This is a genomic window from Conexibacter sp. JCM 18997, assembly GCF_055391915.1.
Genome location: NZ_AP043885.1, coordinates 3,166,861 through 3,184,681 on the forward strand (window position 1 = coordinate 3,166,861; position 17,821 = coordinate 3,184,681).

Genomic DNA, 17,821 nt, shown 5'->3' on the forward strand with positions numbered 1-17,821 from the left:
CGACTAACCCGCCGTCCCGACGAGCAGGCGCACGTCGCGCCGGATCTCGTCGCGGTCGACGTCGCCCTCGGACAGCAACGCGCGCTGCGCGAGGCCGCCGATCGCCGTCGTGACCACGCGGGCGGCGTCGCCCAGCGACGGGGTGAGCAGCTCCGCCCACGCCGCGTCCCAGGCCGCGCCCACGGCGCGCAGCCGCGGCCGCCGCAGCGCGGCGACGTACAGCTCGGCCACGATCACGCCCTCGCGGCGGTTGACCGTGGCGGTGTCGTACAGGTAGGCGGTCAGCACCTCGACCACGTCGACGGGATCGCCCGGCGCGCCGAAGCGCGCGCGCAGCGCCGCGATGTCGCGCTGCGCGGCGTCGCTCATGGCCGCGTCGAGCAGATCCTCCAGCGAGCTGAAGTAGTAGGTCGTCGCCGACTTGGGCACCCCGGCGACCTCCGCGACCTTGCGGTGGGTGAGCCCCTCGACGCCGTGGATGGCGATCGCATCCAGGGCCCCGTCGATCACGCGCTGGCGGCGCTGGCGGTCGATCCGGCGCGGTGGTTGCACGGCCATCGGGCCGCAGCGTATAGTCCGTCCCGACTTGGACCATTTGTCCCAACTCACAGCGAGGCACGCATGTCGTCGGTGATCCAGCACCCCGGGTACTTCACGAGCCTGCCGGGGACCTACTACACGTCGCAGGCGATCTACGAGCAGGAGCTCGAGCGCGTCTTCGAGCGCCAGTGGCTGTACGCCGGGCAGGTCAGCCAGGTGCGCGAGACCGGGGACTTCTTCAGCCGGCTCATCGGGGCCGAGAGCATCATCGTCACGCGCGACCACGCGGGCGCGATCCGGGCGTTCTTCAACGTCTGCCGCCACCGCGGCGCCCAGCTGTGCGAGACCGGGACCGCCGGCCGGGCCAAGCAGTTCGTGTGCCCGTACCACCGCTGGAGCTACGGCCTGGACGGGCGGCTGCTGGGCGCGCCCGGCTCGCCCGACGGCGTCGACTTCGACTACCGCGACTGGCCCATGCACGAGGCGCTGTGCGACACGTTCTTCGGCGGCATCTGGGTGTGGCTGGGCGACCCCACCGAGGCCCCGCCGCTGGGCGAGACGCTGGGCGGCATGGCCCACGATCTCGACATGCTCGCGGCACTGGAGCCGGAGAAGACGAAGATCGCCCACCAGGAGGTCTACGACATCAAGGCCAACTGGAAGCTCCTGCTGGAGAACAACTGCGAGTGCTACCACTGCGCCGGCGCCCACCCGTCGCTGGCCGCCACCTGCGACTACGCGGCCTTCTTCGCGCCGCGCGACGCGGAGGCCCGCGCGCTCAACGCCGAGAAGGGTCACTTCCCGTTGCGCGACGGCATGAAGACGTTCTCGATGGACGGCGAGTGGGTGTGCCGCAAGCCGCTCGGCGCCGGCTTCGACCCGCGGCACATCACCGGCTACCTCAACGTGCCGTTCTTCTCCGGGCCGGTGTACTTCGCCGACCACGGCGTGCACCTCGACCTGACGCCGCTGGACAAGGACCACACGCGCCTGGTCTGCCAGTGGATCGTCCACGAGGACGCGGTCGAGGGCGTCGACTACGACGTCGAGAAGCTGATCGGCGTCTTCCACGTGACCAACATCGAGGACGGCGAGCTGGCCGCGCTCAACCAGCGCGGCGTCAACTCCCGCCGGTTCGTCCCGGGGCCCAACAGCCCGACGCGCGAGTCGTTCATCAAGGCGGCCCTCGAGGAGTACCTGGAGCTGCTGGGCGAGGCGGCGTAGCCGATGGACGGCGCACGGGTGGCGCTGGTCACCGGGGCATCGCGCGGCATCGGCCGCGCGATCGCGCAGCGGCTCGCCGCCGACGGCGCGCTGGTGGCCGTCCACTACGGCACCGACGCGCGCGCGGCGAGCGAGACCGTCGCGCTGATCGAGAACGCGGGCGGAAGCGCCTTCGCCGTCGCCCAGCGCTTCGGCGCCGCGGGCGACATCGATGGCCTGTTCGCCGCGCTGGACCGCGAGCTGGGCGAGCGCCTGACGCAGCCGCGGCTCGACGTCCTGGTCAACAACGCGGGCATCGCGATCACCGACGGCCTGCAGGGCGTCACGACGGACGCCTTCGAGCAGCAGTTCGCGATCAACACCCGCGCCGCGCTGCTGGCCACCCAGGCGGCCGCACCACGGATGGGCGACGGCGGGCGGATCGTGTCGATCTCCTCGGCCTCGACGCGCCAGGCGCTGCCCGAGTGGCTGGTCTACACGATGACCAAGGCCGCGCTGGACAGCATGACGCGCATCGTCGCGCGCGAGCTGGCGCCGCGCGGGATCACGGTGAACGCCGTGGCGGCCGGCGTCGTCGACACGGAGATGAACGCCGACACCATGGTCAGCGCCCAGGATCGCGCGGACGCCATGGCCATCGCGGCGCTGGGCCGCATGGGAACGCCCGACGACATCGCCGACGTGGTCGCCTTCCTGGCGTCCGACGCCGGCCGGTGGATCACGGGGCAGGTCGTCGACGCCAGCGGGGGCTCGTTCCTGTAGCGCGTCCCGATGCCCTACACTCCGGTAGTCGAACAACACGTTCCGAATGCCGGTAGACACGGAGACACCCCAGCGCGTGACGCCTGACACCGCCGACAGCGGGCGCGTCCCGCCTGCGCTGGAGGCGATCGCCCGGGGCGACCTCGTCGTCCTGGTCGACACCGACAGCCCCGACAACCTCGGCATGGTCGTGCTCGGCGCCCAGTTCGCCACCCCGCCGCAGCTGCACGCGCTCGGGCGGCTGGCCACCGGCTGGAGCTACCTGGCGCTGACCGACGAGCGCTGCGCGGAGCTCGGCCTCGAGCTCGTCGCGGCCCGCGACGACTCCCTCCAGCACGCGCCGCTGACCGTGACGATCCAGGCCCGTGACGCGATCGGCGCGGGCGTCGGCGTCGACCAGCGCGCCCACACCATCGCCGTGGCGATCGACCCCGCCATCGGGCGCGAGGGCATCCGCTTCGGCGGCCACATCCTGCCGCTGCGCGGCCGCCCGGGCGGCGTGCTCAAGCGCGCCGGGCACACCGAGGCGGCGCTGGACCTGGCCGCGCTGGCCGGCCTCACTCCCGCCGCCGTGGCCGGCGAGCTGGCCAACGACGACGGCTCGGCCATGCAGGGCGAGCAGGTGACCGCCTTCGCCGCCCGCCACGGCCTGCCGATGCTGACGATCGGCGACCTGATCGCCCACCGGCGCCAGACCGAGCGCCTGGTCGACCGCGTGGCCGAGGCGTCGATCGCCACCGCGACCGGCATGTATCGCGCCTACGGCTACCTGGCCGCGCTCGACCACGCCGAGCACATGGCGATGGTCCGCGGCGACGTGGCCGGTCAGGACGACGTCCTGGTCTACATCCACCTGTCCTGCTGGGAGGGCGACGTCTTCACCAGCCGCGCGTGCGACTGCCGGGCACGGCTGGACGCGGCCACCGCGGCGATCACCGCGGCCGATCGCGGCGTGATCGTGCACCTGGCCCATCGCGGCTACCACCATCATCAGGAGCGCGCCAGCGACGAGCAGGTGCGCGACTTCGGCATCGGCGCCCAGATCCTCGTCGACCTCGGGCTGCGCACCATCCACGTGCTCACCGACCACCCGCGCCCGCTCCCGGGCCTGGAGGGCTACGGGCTGACGGTCAGCGGGCACGCGCCGCTGCTGCGGCCCGCCTAGATCGACTGCGCGCCGCCGGTGAAGTCCGGCAGCCGCTCGTCGGACCAGAAGAAGCAGACGCAGCCCAACCCGACGCTGTACTCCAGCGCGAAGCGGCGGTCGTAGGGCCAGTAGACCAGGTCGCCGGCCTGCCACACGATCGGCGGGCCGCCCTCGGGCCGGCAGCGGATGCTGCCCTGCACGACGTAGAAGCTCTCGTGCAGATCGGCCGGGACCTCGGTGAACGCGACGCCCTCCGGCAGCACGCCGTAGAAGCCGAGCACGCGCCCGTCGGCCGACTCGTGCACGACCCGGTTGCTGACGGGCGCGCCGTGGTAGCGCAGCATCGGGCCCTGGTCGCCGAAGACATGCAGGCCCGCGGGTGGCGCCGCCCGAGCGACGGTGCGCGACCAGCGAAAGCGCACCACGCGCAGGCCGTCGCTGAACGCCACCTCGCAGGGCGCCGCGGTCGACCGGTACCCGAGGTCGCCGGTGCGCCAGACCTGCACCGTCCCGTCGTCCAGCGTGCACGTGATCGTGCCCTCGACGACGTAGAACACCTCGTCCACGGCGTCGGCCGGCTGGTGGAAGCGCACGCCGTCGCGCAGGCTCTCGTACGCGGTCGTGACCTTTCCGTCGGGCGAGCGATGCACGACGCTGGTGCCGGCGACCGGATCGGGCACGGTCGCGGTGTTGGCCACCGAGACCCAGCGGAACCCCTGCTCGCAGCGCAGCTCGCCCGCGCTCATGCGCGCGAGCGCGCCCCGAGCTGCTCCAGCACCTCGCCGCAGGCGCGATCGCCCGCGGAGATCGCCGCCTCCATCCAGTCGTTCTGGGGCATGCCGGTCTCGGCGCCCGCCCACACGATCGGGCCGACCGCGGCGCGCAGCCACGGGCCCACGGTCGACAGCGTTCCGGGCCCCAGGCCCGCGGCGCAGCCGGTCGACCACGGATCGCCGCTCCAGTCGAACAGGTGCAGCTCCGTGGGCGCCGGGCCGTCGCCGAAGTACGCGGCGACCTGGTCGACGAACAGCCGCTTGGCCGCGTCCTGGTCGGCGAACACGTCCGACCACTTGGCGATGTCGGCGCCGGTGATCGCCGAGAAGCCGACCAGGCGCGCGCCGGGATCGTCGGGGCCGGTGACGTCGATCAGCACCCAGACCGGGTCCTGGCCCGAGCCCAGGCCCATGTACCCGGCGTCGCGCCACCAGGCGTGGTCGTAGAGCGCGACGAACTTGATGCCGTGGCCCATCAGGTAGCGCTGCTGCAGGCGGTCGCGGGCGGGCGGCAGCGCCGGCTGCCATTCGATCCGCGAGCAGAGCATCGGCGAGATGGCCACGACGACGTTGGCGGCGGCGATCGCGCCGCGGTCGGTGACGACGCTGACGCCCTCGGGGCCGTGGGTGACCCGCCGCACCGGCGCGTCGAGCACGATGCGGTCGCCCAGCTCGGCGGCCATGCGGGCAACCAGCTCCGACGAGCCGCCCTGCAGCCGCTGGCTGGTGCCCATCTCCCAGGTCTCCCACCCGCCCATCGCGTGGATCGTCCACAGCGCGTACAGCAGCGACAGCTCACTGAAGCTGCCGCCGCAGAAGTTGAACTCGCCGGCCAGACCGGCCCGCGCGCCGGGGCTCTCGACGTTGGCCTCGACCCACTGCAGCAGCGTCTGGGCGTCCCATTCGGCGGCGCGGGGCGCGTTCCACGGGTCCTCGACGGGCACCTCGCGCGCGAGCTCGTCCAGCGCGTCGGTGGCCGCCTTCAGCGCCTCGGCGATCTCCGGGTTGCGCTCGTACGGGAAGGACTCCAGCAGCCGCTCGCCCTCGTGGAAGCGGACGATCGTGCCCTCGGTCAGGGGCAGGTCGATGATCGGCACGCCGAGCTCGCCGGCCAGCGCGTTGATCGCGGGCTGGTGGGGGCTGACCATCTCGCCGCCGCCCTCGATCGCGCCGCCCGACGCGGTGGGCACACGCCACACCCGGCCGCCCACGCGGTCGCGCGCCTCCACGACCACCACGTCGACACCGGCCGCGGCCAACCGCCGCGCCGTGACCAGACCGGAGAGGCCGGCGCCGATCACGACCACGTCCGTGCGCTCCGGGATGGCCGACACGTCAGCCGCCTTCGACGACGGTGTAGACCGTGTCCTGCGCGGGCGCGCCGAGGAGCGCGCCGTAGCGCTGGATCGCCGCACCCGCTTCGGCGATGAACGCGTCGTAGTCCTCCCGGCTGGCGAACTCGTCGAGGTCCATCACCTCGTCGCCCGCCGTCGTGCGGCGGTGCCCCGTCATGTACTTCATGGCGGCGGTCATGATCGCCTCCATCACGTCGGGGTTGTCCTGCTCGACCTGCTGGACGTGATCGAGCGGATGCGGGATGCGAACGGTGCAGACGACGGCCATGGAAGCTCCTGACGAGGGCGACGACGGGCATCACCCTATGGGACGGCACCGAATCGGGCAAGAGCGTGCGACTATCGGACACCGGCCACTCATCGGTCATTCCACCCCCGAACCGGTCGATATCCGGTCATTCCGACCCGGTAGCGAGTATCATTTGACGCGTGGCAGAGATCTCGAAGACCGCGGACCAGGCGCTGACCGTCTTGTTGAAGGTGGGCGAGAACGGCCCGATGACCCCGGCGGAGCTGGCTCGGTCCCTGGGCCTGAACCGGACCGTGGTGCATCGCCTGCTGTCCACGCTGCACCAGCGCGGCTTCGTCACGCGCCAGGAGGGCGGGTACGTCCCCGGCGCGATCCTCGTGCGCATCGCCCAGCGCGTCGAGCCCGAGCTGCGCTCGGCCGGGCGCGCCGCGATGCTCGAGCTGTCGGCCGCCGTCGGTGAGACGGCGGTCATGCACATCGCCGACGGCGCCGACGCCGTCGTGCTCGAGCAGGCCGTCCCGGATCGCAACATCGTCCGCGTCGAGCACGAGATCGGCTCGCGCCATCCGATGCACGAGGGCGCCAGCGGCCGCGCGCTGCTGGCCTTCCTGGGCCAGCCGGCGATCGAGCGCGTGAGCGCGACGCTGGAGCATCCCGAGGCACTGCAGCGCCAGCTCGAGACGGTGCGCCAGCTCGGCTACGCGCTCTCCCACGACGAGCTACAGCAGGGCGTCCACGGCCTGGCGGTGCCGGTGCGCGACACCGACGACCATGCGGTCGCCTCGATCGCGCTGCTCGCGCCGACGACGCGGGCCAGCGACCTGCCGGCGCACCTGGACGCGCTCACGCAGACGTCGACCTCGCTGTCGCGCGCGCTCTACGGGCGCAGCTGAGCGACCGCGGGCGCAGGCGCAGCGCCTGGGTCGCGCACGCGTCGGACCACCAGCAGCATCGCGCCGAACGCGACGACGCCCAGCAGGATGAACGGCAGCCCGTCGTTCGTCGCGCTGGCCAGGCCGGTGCTGGCCGGCGCGCCGATCGTCTCGCCGCCCGCGAAGGTCAGGTTGATCAGCGCCGCCGCCGGACCGGCGGTCAGGCCCGCGCCCTCCGCGACCCGTGACAGCAGCGCCATCAGCGGCACGCTGAACGCGGTCACGACCCCGCCGAAGGCCACGACCATCAGCGCGGCGATCGCCCAACCGGACTCGACGATCCCCAGGGCGATCAGCACCGGCGTGCCGGCGGCCAGACCGGCGGCGATCAGCGGGACGCGCCCGATCCGGTCCGACTGGCGGCCGACCAGCGGCGAGGTGACCGCGGCCAGCAGCGCGCCGACCAGGAACACCCCGCCGATCATCGCCTCCGACAGCCCGCCGGCGTCGAGGCGGAGCGGGACCAGCGCGTTGATGGCGCCGATCACGATCCCCGGCAGCAGGCTCAACGCGGCGAGGGCGATGAGCAGCCGGTGGTGGACGGCCCGGCGCCAGTCCGTGCGCAGGTCGGCCTCGCGCGCGGGCGCCGGGGTGCGCAGCACGGCGCCGATGATCACCGCGGCCAGCAGCGCGGTCAACGGGAACACGATCCTCGGCCCCACGGCCACCGCGGCCGTGCCCAGCACCGGGCCGAACAGCGTGCCGAAGATCGCCGCCCCCATGGCCGCGCCGAGCACCTGGCCGCGCCGGTCGTCGGGCGCGGAGGCGATCAGCCAGGCCAGCATCCCGGACCACACGATGCCGGCCCCCAGGCCCTGGATGGCCCGCGACAGGTCGAGCAGCTCGATCGACCCGGCGAAGCCGAACGCGATGCTGGCCAGACCGAGGATCACGAAGCCGACCACCACGGTGCGGCGCGGGCCCAGCTTGCTGGAGCCGAGCGCGCCGAGCAGCGAGCCGACCACCATGCCCGCGGTGTAGCTGGCGGTGAGGATCCCCGCCGCGGGCTTGGACAGGTCCAGCTCGTCGCGGTAGTGCGGCAGCAGCGGCGCCACCGCGGAGTACAGCGCCGCCTCCAGGCTCAGCGCGACCGCGGCCAGCCGGATGAGCCGGCGCAACGGCCGCGGGTCGGCCGCCAATGGGTCAGGCGCGCTCGAGCTTGGCCGCTTCGGCGGCTGACTGCATGCGCTCGGCGGCCTGCTCGCGCTCCTGCAGGTAGGCCTCGAAGTCGAACTCGTCGAGGTCGATCTCCTGGATCGGCTCGTACTCGCGGGGAACGCCGTCCCAGCCCACGTCGTCGATGCCCCAGTAGAACTCGAGCAGATGCCCGTCGGGATCGCGGGCGTAGAACCGCGGCTGGTTGCCTGGGCCGCCCTTGCGGCAGTTGACGATCGGCACGCCGGCCGCGCGGAACTCGCGCAGCTTGGCCAGCAGCTCACCGGGCGTGGCCAGCTCGAAGGCGATGTGGTGCAACCCGATGACCGGCACCGAGCTGTCGGGCGCGTCGTCGGGCACCAGCCCGTCCTTGAGCTGGAAGATCGAGATCGCGTGGTGCGTGGACGTGCAGCGCACGAACGCGCCGGCGGCGACGGTGACGCCGTGGCCGACCTCGTCGGCGGGGTACTGGAACCGCTCGGTCAGGCGCATCCCGAGCATGTCGGTGTAGAAGTCGACCGACCGATCGAGATCCCGCACGGTGATCCCAATGTGACCCAGCTTCCTGACTCGGACCTGCACAGCGTTGTCTCCTTAATCGGCCGAATATCGAACAGCGACGTTCGAATGTCGTTTACCCTACTTCAGTCCCTGGGGACCGTCAACTGCGGCGCGGCCCGTCAGAGCTCCACGGGCCGGCGCAGTTCGGGCACGTGTGCCGTGCCCGTCTCGATCAGGTCGCCGTTGGCCAGCTGGCTGGCCGCCACGGCCCGCGCACCGCCGCTGCGGGCCGCGCACTCGCTCGCCGTGACCAGCGCGCGGCGATCCTCCCCGCGGGCCCACACCGGCTGGCCGCCCGGCGGGCGGAAGCGCGGCATCACCTGCTCGGCGAAGATCGTCGCGCTCTTCTCGATCATCCAGCGCGGCATGCTGCCGTGGTCGATGTCGAGGATCACGCGGCCGGCGCCCATCTCGCTGGTCAGCTCCTCCAGACGCTCGGCGACCGTCTCGGGCGAGCCGGCGATCAGCCAGTCCTCGGCCACCAGGTCGTCCCACGTCATCTCCGAGATGTCGCGGCTGCGGTACCCGCCGGCCATCATGCCGCGCAGCGACGGCTCGCTGACGTGCCCGGGCGCGAACGCGTCCTGGAACGTCGAGCGGAAGAAGTTCTGCATCAGCCACGCGTAGTGCGGCTCGGCCTCACGGCGCGCCTGCTCGTCGGTCTCGGCCGTGTGCACGAACAGGACCGCCGCGATCTGGCGCGGGTCGGGCTCGTAGCCCTCGTCGGCGCACAGCTGGCGGAACAGGTCGACGTTGCGCAGCAGCACCTTCCGCGGCGCCAGGATCGCCTGGTAGGTGTAGTGGTTGCGCGCGCACAGGGCCAGCGACTCACGCGACCCCGCCGCGGGCACCCAGATCGGCGGGTGGGGCTTCTGCACCGGCCGCGGCCACAGGTTGACGTAGGGCACGTTGAACCAGTCGCCCTCGAAGGCGAACGGGCCCGGCTCGGTCAGCGCGCGGATCAGCAGCTCGTGGCCCTCGCGGAACCGGTCGCGCGCCGCCGCGGGGTTCGTGACCCCGTAGGAGTGGTACTGCGCGCCCAGGCCCATGGGCAGGCCGAGGATCAGCCGGCCGTTGGACATCATGTCGACCATCGCCACCTCCTCCGCCAGGCGCACCGGCGACAGGTAGGCGTTGAGGATCGGTCCGACCGCGGCGATCAGGATCCGCTCGGTCTGCGCGGCCAGGTAGGCCGACGTGACCATCCCCTGCGCGCTGAGGCCGATCGGCCCGTTGTGCTGCTCGGAGTGCAGCACCCCGTCGAAGCCGAGGCGCTCGCAGTGCACCATCAGGTCGACGAAGTCCTGCCAGGCCCGCTGGGCCAGCGCCCCGTCGTAGAAGTCGGTGGGCAGCGAGACGAAGTTCGAGCGCGAGTGCTCGGCGATGACGCTCTTGTGCGGGACGTGCGGGTAGGCCGCGTTGTGGAACGCGTAGAACTCGAGCTCGCTCATCGGGCGGTCTCGGTGACGAAGTCGGCGATCAGGTCGGCCAGGCGATCGGGCTCCTGGACCATCGGCAGGTGGCCGGTGGGCGCGTCGGTGCCGGTGATCACCTCGAGGCGGCCCTGGGGCAGCAGCTCGGCGTAGCGCTCGCCGTGCGAGCGCGGCACCACGTGGTCGTCGTCGGCCACCACGACCAGCGCCGGGCACTCCACGCGGGCCAGGCGCCGGTCGAGGCGGTGGTCGTAGCGCGGGTTCCAGGCCAGGCGCGCGGCGGCGGTCAGCTCGCCGTAGCCGTGCACGAGCGCCTCGACGGGATCGCCCGACTCCAGGTAGGGGCCGTAGTTGGAGGCCTGCCCGTTGAACAGGACGTCGTCGGCCTCGTCGGGCGTCATGCGGAAGATGTCGTACAGCGGGCTGCCGGGAACGCGCAGGCCCAGCGGCGCGATCAGCGTCAGGCTCTCCAGGCGGCGCGGGTAGGTGACCGCGAAGTCGGCCGCGATCCAGCCGCCCAGCGAGTGCCCGACGAGGTGGAAGTCCTCGATGCCCAGCGCCGCCAGCAGGTCGTCGAGGTGCAGGACGACGTCGGAGATCGAGCGCAGCCAGTCGGGCATCGGCGTGTCGCCGAATCCGGGCTGCTCGGGCGCGAGCAGGTCGACGCGCTGGCTCAGGCGCTCGTGGAACGGCAGCCAGCGCTGCGTGAGGCCGGCGCCGTGCAGGTAGACGACGGTCGGACCCTCACCGCCGCGACGGTACGCCGTGGCCAGACCACGGATGTCGATCGTCTCGGGCGGGGTGTAGAACGACCAGGATGGGGCCTGGTTCTCGGCGGTCGTAGCCATGTCAGCTTCTCCGGGTCGGCGCTTGCGCAGCGAGCAGCGAGGCCATAGGGTAAACGAATTCGGTCAGCGGTGATCGATATTCGCACAACCGATCAGGCGGTCCCGTGTCCAACAGCTCTGTCCTCGCCGACCCCGGGCGCATCTCCCACTGGTTCCGGCAGCTCTACCCCTCGGGGTTGACCGCGCGACCGGCGCTGTCGGCCTCGCGCGAAGCGGACGTCTGCATCGTCGGCGCGGGCTACACGGGCCTGTGGGCGGCCTACGAGCTGCGCCGCGCCGACCCGTCGCTCGAGGTCGTCCTGCTCGACGCCGAGGTGGCCGGCTACGGCGCCTCCGGCCGCAACGGCGGCGCCGTGATCGCGCAGTTCAACGGCTCGCGCGACTACTGGGGCAAGCGCGGCGGGCGGGCCGGCGTCGTGGCCATGGAGCGCGCCGTGCAGGGCGCCGTCGCGGAGGTCGGCGCCGCCGTGGAGCGCGAGGGCATCGAGTGCTCCTACGCGCGCAACGGCGTCGTCATGGTCGCGCGCACCGCGCTGGAGAACGAGCGCTTCAAGGCCTCGATCGACGAGGACCGCGCGTGGGGCCTGACCGAGGACGACACCCGCTACCTGACCGGCCCGGAGGTGCTCGAGCGCATCCAGGTGGCCGGCGCGCTGGGCGCCCGCTACAACGCGCACTGCGCCTCGATCCACCCCGGCGCGCTGGTCCGCGGCCTGGCCGACACCGTCGAGCGCCTGGGCGCGACCATCTACGAGGGCACCCGCGTGACGGCGATCGAGCCCGGCGTGGCCCGCACCGCCGACGGGCACGAGGTGCGCGCCCGATTCGTCGTGCGCGCGACCGAGGCCTACACCGAGAGCCTGGAGACGCACAAGCGGCTGATGGTCCCCGTGCACACGTCGATGCTGGTCACCGAGGTGCTGGGCGACGACGTGTGGGCGCAGATCGGCTGGGACGGGCGCGAGGCGCTGCTGGCCGAGCACCCCTTCCTGCACCTCCAGCACACCGCCGACCACCGCATCACGATCGGCGGCGACGACAACCGCATCCCCTACCGCTACGGATCGGCGCCCAGCCGCGACGAGGCGGCGCCGCAGAAGGTCCTCGAGATGTACCGCGGCGAGCTGATCAAGCTGTTCCCCGCGCTGCGCGACGTGCGCATCGAGCACTCCTGGCAGGGCGTGTTCGCGGCGCCGCGCAACTGGGCGCCGGGCGTCGGGCTGGACCGCGCGACCGGCCTGGCCTGGGCCGGCGGCTACGTCGGGGAGGGCGTGGCCACGTCCAACCTGGCCGGCCGCACGCTGCGCGACCTGCTGCTCGGGCAGGACACCGAGCTGACCCGCCTGCCCTACGTCGGGCCGCCCGCACGCAAGTGGGAGCCCGAGCCCCTGCGGGCGATCGGCTCGGCCGCGATCGCCACGCTGCGCCAGTACGGCGACCACGCCGAGCTGCGCACCGGCAAGCCCTCCAAGGTCATCGACTTCGGCAACCGCGTCGCTGGCTACACCGGACACATCGGATGAACGACACCATGGACACGCCTCTGCACCTCGACGTCAACGGCGTCGACGTCGCCTACCGCCGGGCCGGCTCCGGCCCGCCGCTCGTCTACTTCCACGGGATGGGCCTGACCCGGCGCTGGCTGGACCTCTACGGGGTGCTGGCCGAGCGCTTCGACGTGATCGTCCCCGAGCACCCGGGTTGGGGCGACACCGTGCGCCCGGCCTGGTTTCGCGACGTCGACGACATCGCCATCCACCACGCCGACTTCCTGACCGCGCTGGGCGTGGACGCCGCCCACGTCGTCGGCCACTCCTTCGGCGGGCGCGTCGCCGGCGCGTTCGCCGGGCTGTTTCCCGAGCGCGTCCTGTCGCTGACGTTGATCACGCCCGCACCGATGGCCACGGTCGCGCCCGCCGACGCGATGGAGCCCGACGGGGAGATCCCGCCCGGCTTCGACTTCGACAGCGTCCTGCTCAACGACAACCAGGCCGCCTACGAGGCCTACCGCAACGGCGACGACGAAGGGCTCGTGGTGGCCGCCGCCGACGACGAGTTCTCCGCTGCCGTGCGGTTCTCCTACGACACCGCGCCGTCTTTGTACCGCCGCCTGGCCCGCGTGCAGGCCGACTGCCAGGTGCTGATCCCCGACGAGGACCGGCTGATCCCGCACGAGCACTTCGAGGCGTGGGCCTACTGGCTGGGCCAGGTGCCGGTGGTGACGATCCCCGGCACCGCCTACCCGACGGGTCACCTGCTGATCGTGCAGGAGCCCCAGGCGATCGCCGACCGCGTCGCCGAGCTGGCCGGCGAGCGCTGACGTGGACCGGATCCTGACCACGCACGTGGGCAGCCTCGTGCGTCCGCCCGAGCTCGTCGCGCTGCTGCGCGCCCGCGACGACGGCCAGCCGGTCGACGACGCCGAGTTCGATCGCGTCCTGCGCGAGTCGGTCGACGCGGTCGTGGCCCAGCAGGCGGACCTCGGCCTGGACATCGTCAGCGACGGCGAGTACGGCAAGACGCTGAGCTGGGCGCGCTACATCCGTGAGCGCATCGGCGGGTTCGAGCAGCGCGAGATGCCCGCCGACATGACCGGGCGCAACGTGCTGCCCGGCACCGACAAGCAGCTGTTCGGTGACTTCTACGACGCGTACGAGAAGACGCAGAACTTCACGGGCACGATCACCAACTGGGTGTGCACCGGCGACGTGACGTACACCGGGGTCGCCGCTCTGCAGCGCGACATCGACGACATCAAGGCCGCCGTCGCCAAGGTCGACGTCGTCGACGGCTTCCTGCCCGTGGTCGCGCCGGCCAGCGTCGTGCCGCTGCGCGAGGACGAGCACTACGCCACCGAGGAGGAGTTCGTCTTCGCCGTCGCCGACGCGCTCAACACCGAGTACCGCACGATCGTCGACAGCGGGCTGATCTGCCAGATCGACGACGCCTACCTGGCCACGGTGTTCGACACCATGGGCTCACCGACGGACCTGACCGAGTACCGCGCCTGGGCGCAGCTGCGCATCGACGCGCTGGTCCGCGCGCTGGACGGGATTCCCGCCGAGCGTACGCGCTACCACGTGTGCTGGGGCTCGTGGAACGCGCCGCACGTGGGCGACATCCCGCTGCGCGACATCGTCGACCTGGTCCTCCAGGTGCCCGTGGGCGGCTACCAGATCGAGCAGGCCAACCCGCGCCACGAGCACGAGTGGCAGGTGTGGAAGGACGTCGAGCTGCCCGAGGGGCGCAAGCTGATCCCGGGGCTGATCAGCCACGTGACCAACGTCGTCGAGCACCCCGAGCTGGTGGCCGAGCGGATCGTCCGCCTGGCCGAGATCGTTGGTCCCGACAACGTCATCGCCGGGACCGACTGCGGCTTCGCCCAGGGCCCCTACGTCCAGCGCGTGCACCCGAGCATCCAGTGGGCCAAGCTCGGCGCGCTGGTCGACGGCGCGCGGCTGGCCAGCGCGCGCCTGTACGGCTAGGACGCCGGCCAGCGCTCGACCGGGCGGCGCAGCTCCTCGACGTGGGCGGTGCGCACGTCGACCAGCGCGCCGTCCACGAGCCCCGCGGCCGTCGGCGCCGGCGCGTCGGCGGGCTGGCGCGCACCGAACTCGGCATTGGACTCGTAGCCGGTCAGCTTGGCGTCCTGCCACGTCGGCAGACCGCCGGGGCGCAGCCGCGGGATGACCTCCTCGGCGAACATGGTCAGGCTCTTCATGGCCAGCCAGCGCGGCTTGGAGCCGTTGTTGGCGCCGATCACCACGCGGCCGGCGCCCGCCTCCTCGACCAGCTCGCCCAGGCGGGCGGCCACCGTCTCGGCCGAACCCGCGACCAGCCAGCCCATCTCGATGAGCTCGTCGTAGCGCAGCTCCGACAGCGGCTTGCTGCGGTAGCCGCCGGCCAGGATCCCGGCCAGCGACGCCTTGCTCGTGTAGCCGGGCGGGAAGTTGTCGTGCATCGGCGAGCGGAAGAAGTTCTGGTAGACCCACAGCTCGTGGGCCTCGACCTCGCGGCGGGCCTGCGCGTCGGACTCGGCCACGTGCACCGCGACGACCTGGACGATCTGCTTGGGGTCGGCCTCGTAGCCCTCCTGCCGGCACAGGTCGCGCAGCCGCTGGAAGTTCTTCAGCAGCACGGCCCGAGGGCTGAGCACGGCCATGTACGTGTACCGGTGCTTGGCCACCAGCTCGAGCGTCTCGGCCGAGCCGCCGCCGGGGATCCAGATCGGCGGGTGGGGCTCCTGCAGCGGCTTGGGCCACAGGTTCACGTACGGGATGTGGAAGAACTCCCCCTCGAAGGCGAACGGGCCGTCCTCGGTCATGGCCCGGATCAGCAGCTCGTGCGCCTCGCGGTAGCGCGCGCGGGTCAGCGCGGGGTTCATCACGCCGGTCGAGTGGTGCTGCATGCCGTGACCGACCGGCAGGCCGACGATCAGACGCCCGCGCGACATCGTGTCGACGGTGGCGATCTCCTCGGCCAGGCGCAGCGGCGTCAGGTAGTCGTTGATGATCGACCCGACGACGCCGATCTTCAGGCGTCGTGTGCGCGCGGCCAGCCAGCCGCCGGCGATCATCGGGTTGCCGAGCACCCCGATGGGCCCGTTGTGCTGCTCGGAGACCACGACGCCGTCGAACCCGAGGTCCTCCAGCGCGGCCGCCGTCTCGAGCTGGTCCTCCAGGACCCGTTGCCCGAGCGTGCGGTCGTAGTGCGCGTTGGGGAGGTCGACGAAGTTCGACTTGCGCTTGCCCGCGTAGGGCACCTGCGGATAGGCGCCGTCCAGGACGACGAAGAACTCGGTCACGCTCATGCCGCGTCGGTCGGGTAGAGCTCGACGCGGCCGCCGTCGGGCGTGGTCACGTACGGCCGTCCCGCGTAGTGCGGCTTGGGGGCCGGCGGGCGGAAGTGCGGCATGACCTCCTCGGCCAGCAGCGTCATCGACTTGTGCTGCATCCACATGGGCATCGACCACGGGGTTCCGACGATCACCCGGCCGGCGCCCATCGCGCCGGTCAGCTCGGCGATCTTCTCGCGCACCGTCTCGGGCGACCCCGCGATGATCGAGTTGGTCTCCAGCAGCTGCTCGAAGGTCAGCTTGGACGGGTCGCTGCTGCGGTAGCCGCCGGCCATCATGCCGCGCAGCGAGGCCATGCTCACGTGCCCGGGCGGGAACGACTCGTGGAAGGGGAACTTGAAGACGTTCTGGTAGGTCCAGACGGCGTGGTGCTCGATCTCGCGCTTGGCCTGCTCGTCGGTCTCGGCCACGTGGACCTCGAGCACCGCGGCGATCTGCCGGGGGTCGGCCTCGTAGCCGTTCTCGCGGCACAGCTCGCGGAACGTCTCGCAGTTGCGCAGCAGCACCGGACGCGGCACGAGGATCGCCTGGTAGGTGAAGCGATACCGGGCGGCCAGCTCCAGCGACTCGCGCGAGCCCGCGGCCGGGATGAACACCTGCGGGTAGGGCTCCTGGCGCGGCTTGGGCCACACGTTGACGTAGGGGATGTGGAAGTGATCGCCCTCCCACGCGAACGGGCCGTCCTCCGTCCAGATCTTGTGCAGCAGGGCGACCGACTCGCGGTAGCGCGAGCGGGCGTGGGCCGGGTTGGGGATGCCCATCGCGTGGTACTGGACGCCGATGCCCATGGGCAGGCCGACGATCAGGCGCCCGCCGGTGGCCGCGTCGACCATCGCGATCTCCTCGGCCAGCCGGACCGGCGTGAGGTAGTTGGTGACCAGCGGCCCGACCGCGGCGATCGGGATGCGATCGGTCTCGCCGGCCAGCCAGGCCGCCCCGGTCAGCGCGTTGCCGAACAGCGCCAGCGGATGGCCGTGCTGCTCGAAGATCAGCGCGCCGTCGTAGCCCAGCTCCTCGGCCTTGCGGGTGCTGGCCAGCACCCGCTCGTACACCTGCTGGCCCAGGTCGCGGTCGTAGATCGCGTTGGGCAGGTCGATGCCCATCGACTCGCGCTCGCCGAGCTCGAACCACAGGTAGGAGGCGTCGACGATCTGGATGAACTCGAGCTGATGCATCAGCGGGCTCCGATCAGGGCGGTGATCTGCTCGGCGACCAGCGCCGGCTCCTGCGCGACGAGACCGTGGCCGGTGCCGGGCACGACGGCGACGCTGGCGCCGATCAGCTCGGCGTAGCGGTCGGCGTGGGCGCGGGGCAGGATCCGGTCGTCCTGGGCGGCGATCACCAACCCAGGGGCGGTCACCCGACCCAGGCGGCGGTCGAGCTTGCGGTCGTAGCGCGGGTTCCAGGCCACCTTGGCGAAGGCGGTCATCTCCGCGTACGAGGTGAACAGCGTCTCGTCGCCGTCGTCGACGTACTCGGCGTAGGCGGACGCGTCGTCGTTGAAGCACTCCTCCACGAAGCGCTCATGGCTCATGCGGAAGACGTCGGTCGGCGTGTGGCCGGGCACCCGGAGCCCGAGCGGCGCGATCAGCGTCAGGCTGCGCAGCCGCTCGGGGTAGAAGGCGGCCAGCTCGGCGGCGATCCACCCGCCGAACGAGTACCCGACCAGGTCGACCGGGCCAAGCTCGAGCCGGTCGATCAGCTCCGCGTAGTGCACGACCAGGTCGTCGAAGCCGTCCAGCCACTCCGGCATCGGGGTCTCGCCGAACCCCGGGTGCTCGGGCACGACGACGTCGGCGGACTGCGACAGCGTCTCGTAGAGCGGCAGCCAGCGCTGCGTCATCCCGATGCCGTGCAGGTACAGCAGCGGGGCGCCGTCACCCTGCCGGCGGTAGGCGACGTCCAGGCCGCGCACGTCGAGGTGCTGCGCGGGGCGGCGCAGGGTGGTGGGGGTCGATCCGGATGGCAAGGCGCGCGCTCCTTCGA

18 protein-coding genes are annotated in these 17,821 nt (G+C 72.1%); 7 read left to right on the top strand and 11 right to left on the bottom strand.

The window, feature by feature from the left end; genetic code table 11:
• Positions 1–3: 3 nt before the first annotated feature.
• Positions 4–558 (bottom strand): TetR/AcrR family transcriptional regulator, encoded by a 555-nt coding sequence (locus ACZ5UI_RS16190; protein WP_464188667.1) that lies wholly within the window; start codon positions 556–558, stop codon positions 4–6.
• A gap of 63 nt (positions 559–621) precedes the next feature.
• On the opposite strand from ACZ5UI_RS16190, the gene ACZ5UI_RS16195 reads away from it, so the two are divergent.
• From ACZ5UI_RS16195 to ACZ5UI_RS16205, 3 genes are all read left to right on the top strand, one after another.
• Positions 622–1,764 (top strand): aromatic ring-hydroxylating oxygenase subunit alpha, encoded by a 1,143-nt coding sequence (locus ACZ5UI_RS16195; protein ID WP_464188669.1) that lies wholly within the window; start codon positions 622–624, stop codon positions 1,762–1,764.
• Positions 1,765–1,767: 3 nt separating this feature from the next.
• Positions 1,768–2,526, top strand: coding sequence for an SDR family oxidoreductase (locus ACZ5UI_RS16200; protein WP_464188671.1), 759 nt, complete (start codon positions 1,768–1,770; stop codon positions 2,524–2,526).
• 76 nt (positions 2,527–2,602) lie between these two features.
• The gene (locus ACZ5UI_RS16205) at positions 2,603–3,691 is read left to right on the top strand and encodes a 3,4-dihydroxy-2-butanone-4-phosphate synthase (RefSeq protein ID WP_464188674.1); all 1,089 of its coding nucleotides are present in this window, start codon (positions 2,603–2,605) and stop codon (positions 3,689–3,691) included.
• On the opposite strand, the gene ACZ5UI_RS16210 is transcribed toward ACZ5UI_RS16205, so the two are convergent.
• From ACZ5UI_RS16210 to ACZ5UI_RS16220, 3 genes are read right to left on the bottom strand one after another with little or no spacing between them, the layout of a single operon-like run.
• Positions 3,688–4,419: a cupin domain-containing protein gene (locus ACZ5UI_RS16210; RefSeq protein WP_464188677.1), complete on the bottom strand. Its 732-nt coding sequence runs from the start codon at positions 4,417–4,419 to the stop codon at positions 3,688–3,690. The genes ACZ5UI_RS16205 and ACZ5UI_RS16210 overlap by 4 nt on opposite strands.
• Complete coding sequence (locus ACZ5UI_RS16215) at positions 4,416–5,780, bottom strand: flavin monoamine oxidase family protein (RefSeq protein WP_464188679.1); 1,365 nt, start codon at positions 5,778–5,780, stop codon at positions 4,416–4,418. Before ACZ5UI_RS16215 ends, ACZ5UI_RS16210 begins: the two co-directional genes overlap by 4 nt.
• Before the next feature lies 1 nt (position 5,781).
• Positions 5,782–6,069, bottom strand: a complete 288-nt coding sequence (locus tag ACZ5UI_RS16220) for a hypothetical protein (protein WP_464188681.1) — start codon at positions 6,067–6,069, stop codon at positions 5,782–5,784.
• A gap of 161 nt (positions 6,070–6,230) precedes the next feature.
• On the opposite strand from ACZ5UI_RS16220, the gene ACZ5UI_RS16225 reads away from it, so the two are divergent.
• Positions 6,231–6,944 carry an IclR family transcriptional regulator gene (locus ACZ5UI_RS16225; protein WP_464188682.1) on the top strand — a complete coding sequence of 238 codons (714 nt, stop codon included), beginning with the start codon at positions 6,231–6,233 and terminating at the stop codon, positions 6,942–6,944.
• Here the strand turns inward: ACZ5UI_RS16225 and ACZ5UI_RS16230 are convergent.
• From ACZ5UI_RS16230 to ACZ5UI_RS16245, 4 genes are all read right to left on the bottom strand, one after another.
• Positions 6,929–8,101 (bottom strand): MFS transporter, encoded by a 1,173-nt coding sequence (locus ACZ5UI_RS16230; protein WP_464188684.1) that lies wholly within the window; start codon positions 8,099–8,101, stop codon positions 6,929–6,931. The two genes, ACZ5UI_RS16225 and ACZ5UI_RS16230, sit on opposite strands and share 16 nt — an antisense overlap.
• Before the next feature lie 25 nt (positions 8,102–8,126).
• Entirely contained in the window at positions 8,127–8,678 is a 552-nt protein-coding gene (locus tag ACZ5UI_RS16235) for a VOC family protein (protein WP_464188686.1), read from the bottom strand.
• 140 nt (positions 8,679–8,818) lie between these two features.
• Positions 8,819–10,150: an LLM class flavin-dependent oxidoreductase gene (locus ACZ5UI_RS16240; RefSeq protein ID WP_464188688.1), complete on the bottom strand. Its 1,332-nt coding sequence runs from the start codon at positions 10,148–10,150 to the stop codon at positions 8,819–8,821.
• Complete coding sequence (locus ACZ5UI_RS16245; RefSeq protein ID WP_464188691.1) at positions 10,147–10,980, bottom strand: alpha/beta fold hydrolase; 834 nt, start codon at positions 10,978–10,980, stop codon at positions 10,147–10,149. Before ACZ5UI_RS16245 ends, ACZ5UI_RS16240 begins: the two co-directional genes overlap by 4 nt.
• A 104-nt stretch (positions 10,981–11,084) precedes the next feature.
• Between ACZ5UI_RS16245 and ACZ5UI_RS16250 the strand changes: the two genes are divergently transcribed.
• From ACZ5UI_RS16250 to ACZ5UI_RS16260, 3 genes are read left to right on the top strand one after another with little or no spacing between them, the layout of a single operon-like run.
• A complete protein-coding gene (locus ACZ5UI_RS16250) occupies positions 11,085–12,503 on the top strand; it encodes an NAD(P)/FAD-dependent oxidoreductase (RefSeq protein WP_464188693.1) in 1,419 nt (472 codons plus the stop codon).
• Positions 12,504–12,511: 8 nt separating this feature from the next.
• A complete protein-coding gene (locus tag ACZ5UI_RS16255; RefSeq protein WP_464188696.1) occupies positions 12,512–13,300 on the top strand; it encodes an alpha/beta fold hydrolase in 789 nt (262 codons plus the stop codon).
• A gap of 1 nt (position 13,301) precedes the next feature.
• Positions 13,302–14,465 (top strand): epoxyalkane--coenzyme M transferase, encoded by a 1,164-nt coding sequence (locus tag ACZ5UI_RS16260; protein WP_464188698.1) that lies wholly within the window; start codon positions 13,302–13,304, stop codon positions 14,463–14,465.
• Here ACZ5UI_RS16260 and ACZ5UI_RS16265 read toward each other — a convergent pair.
• From ACZ5UI_RS16265 to ACZ5UI_RS16275, 3 genes are read right to left on the bottom strand one after another with little or no spacing between them, the layout of a single operon-like run.
• Positions 14,462–15,790 (bottom strand): LLM class flavin-dependent oxidoreductase, encoded by a 1,329-nt coding sequence (locus ACZ5UI_RS16265; RefSeq protein ID WP_464188700.1) that lies wholly within the window; start codon positions 15,788–15,790, stop codon positions 14,462–14,464. The genes ACZ5UI_RS16260 and ACZ5UI_RS16265 overlap by 4 nt on opposite strands.
• Positions 15,787–17,010, bottom strand: a complete 1,224-nt coding sequence (locus ACZ5UI_RS16270) for an LLM class flavin-dependent oxidoreductase (RefSeq protein ID WP_464188703.1) — start codon at positions 17,008–17,010, stop codon at positions 15,787–15,789. Before ACZ5UI_RS16270 ends, ACZ5UI_RS16265 begins: the two co-directional genes overlap by 4 nt.
• The gene (locus ACZ5UI_RS16275; RefSeq protein ID WP_464188705.1) at positions 17,010–17,804 is read right to left on the bottom strand and encodes an alpha/beta fold hydrolase; all 795 of its coding nucleotides are present in this window, start codon (positions 17,802–17,804) and stop codon (positions 17,010–17,012) included. The genes ACZ5UI_RS16270 and ACZ5UI_RS16275 overlap by 1 nt, the downstream gene beginning before the upstream one ends.
• Positions 17,805–17,821 lie beyond the last annotated feature (17 nt).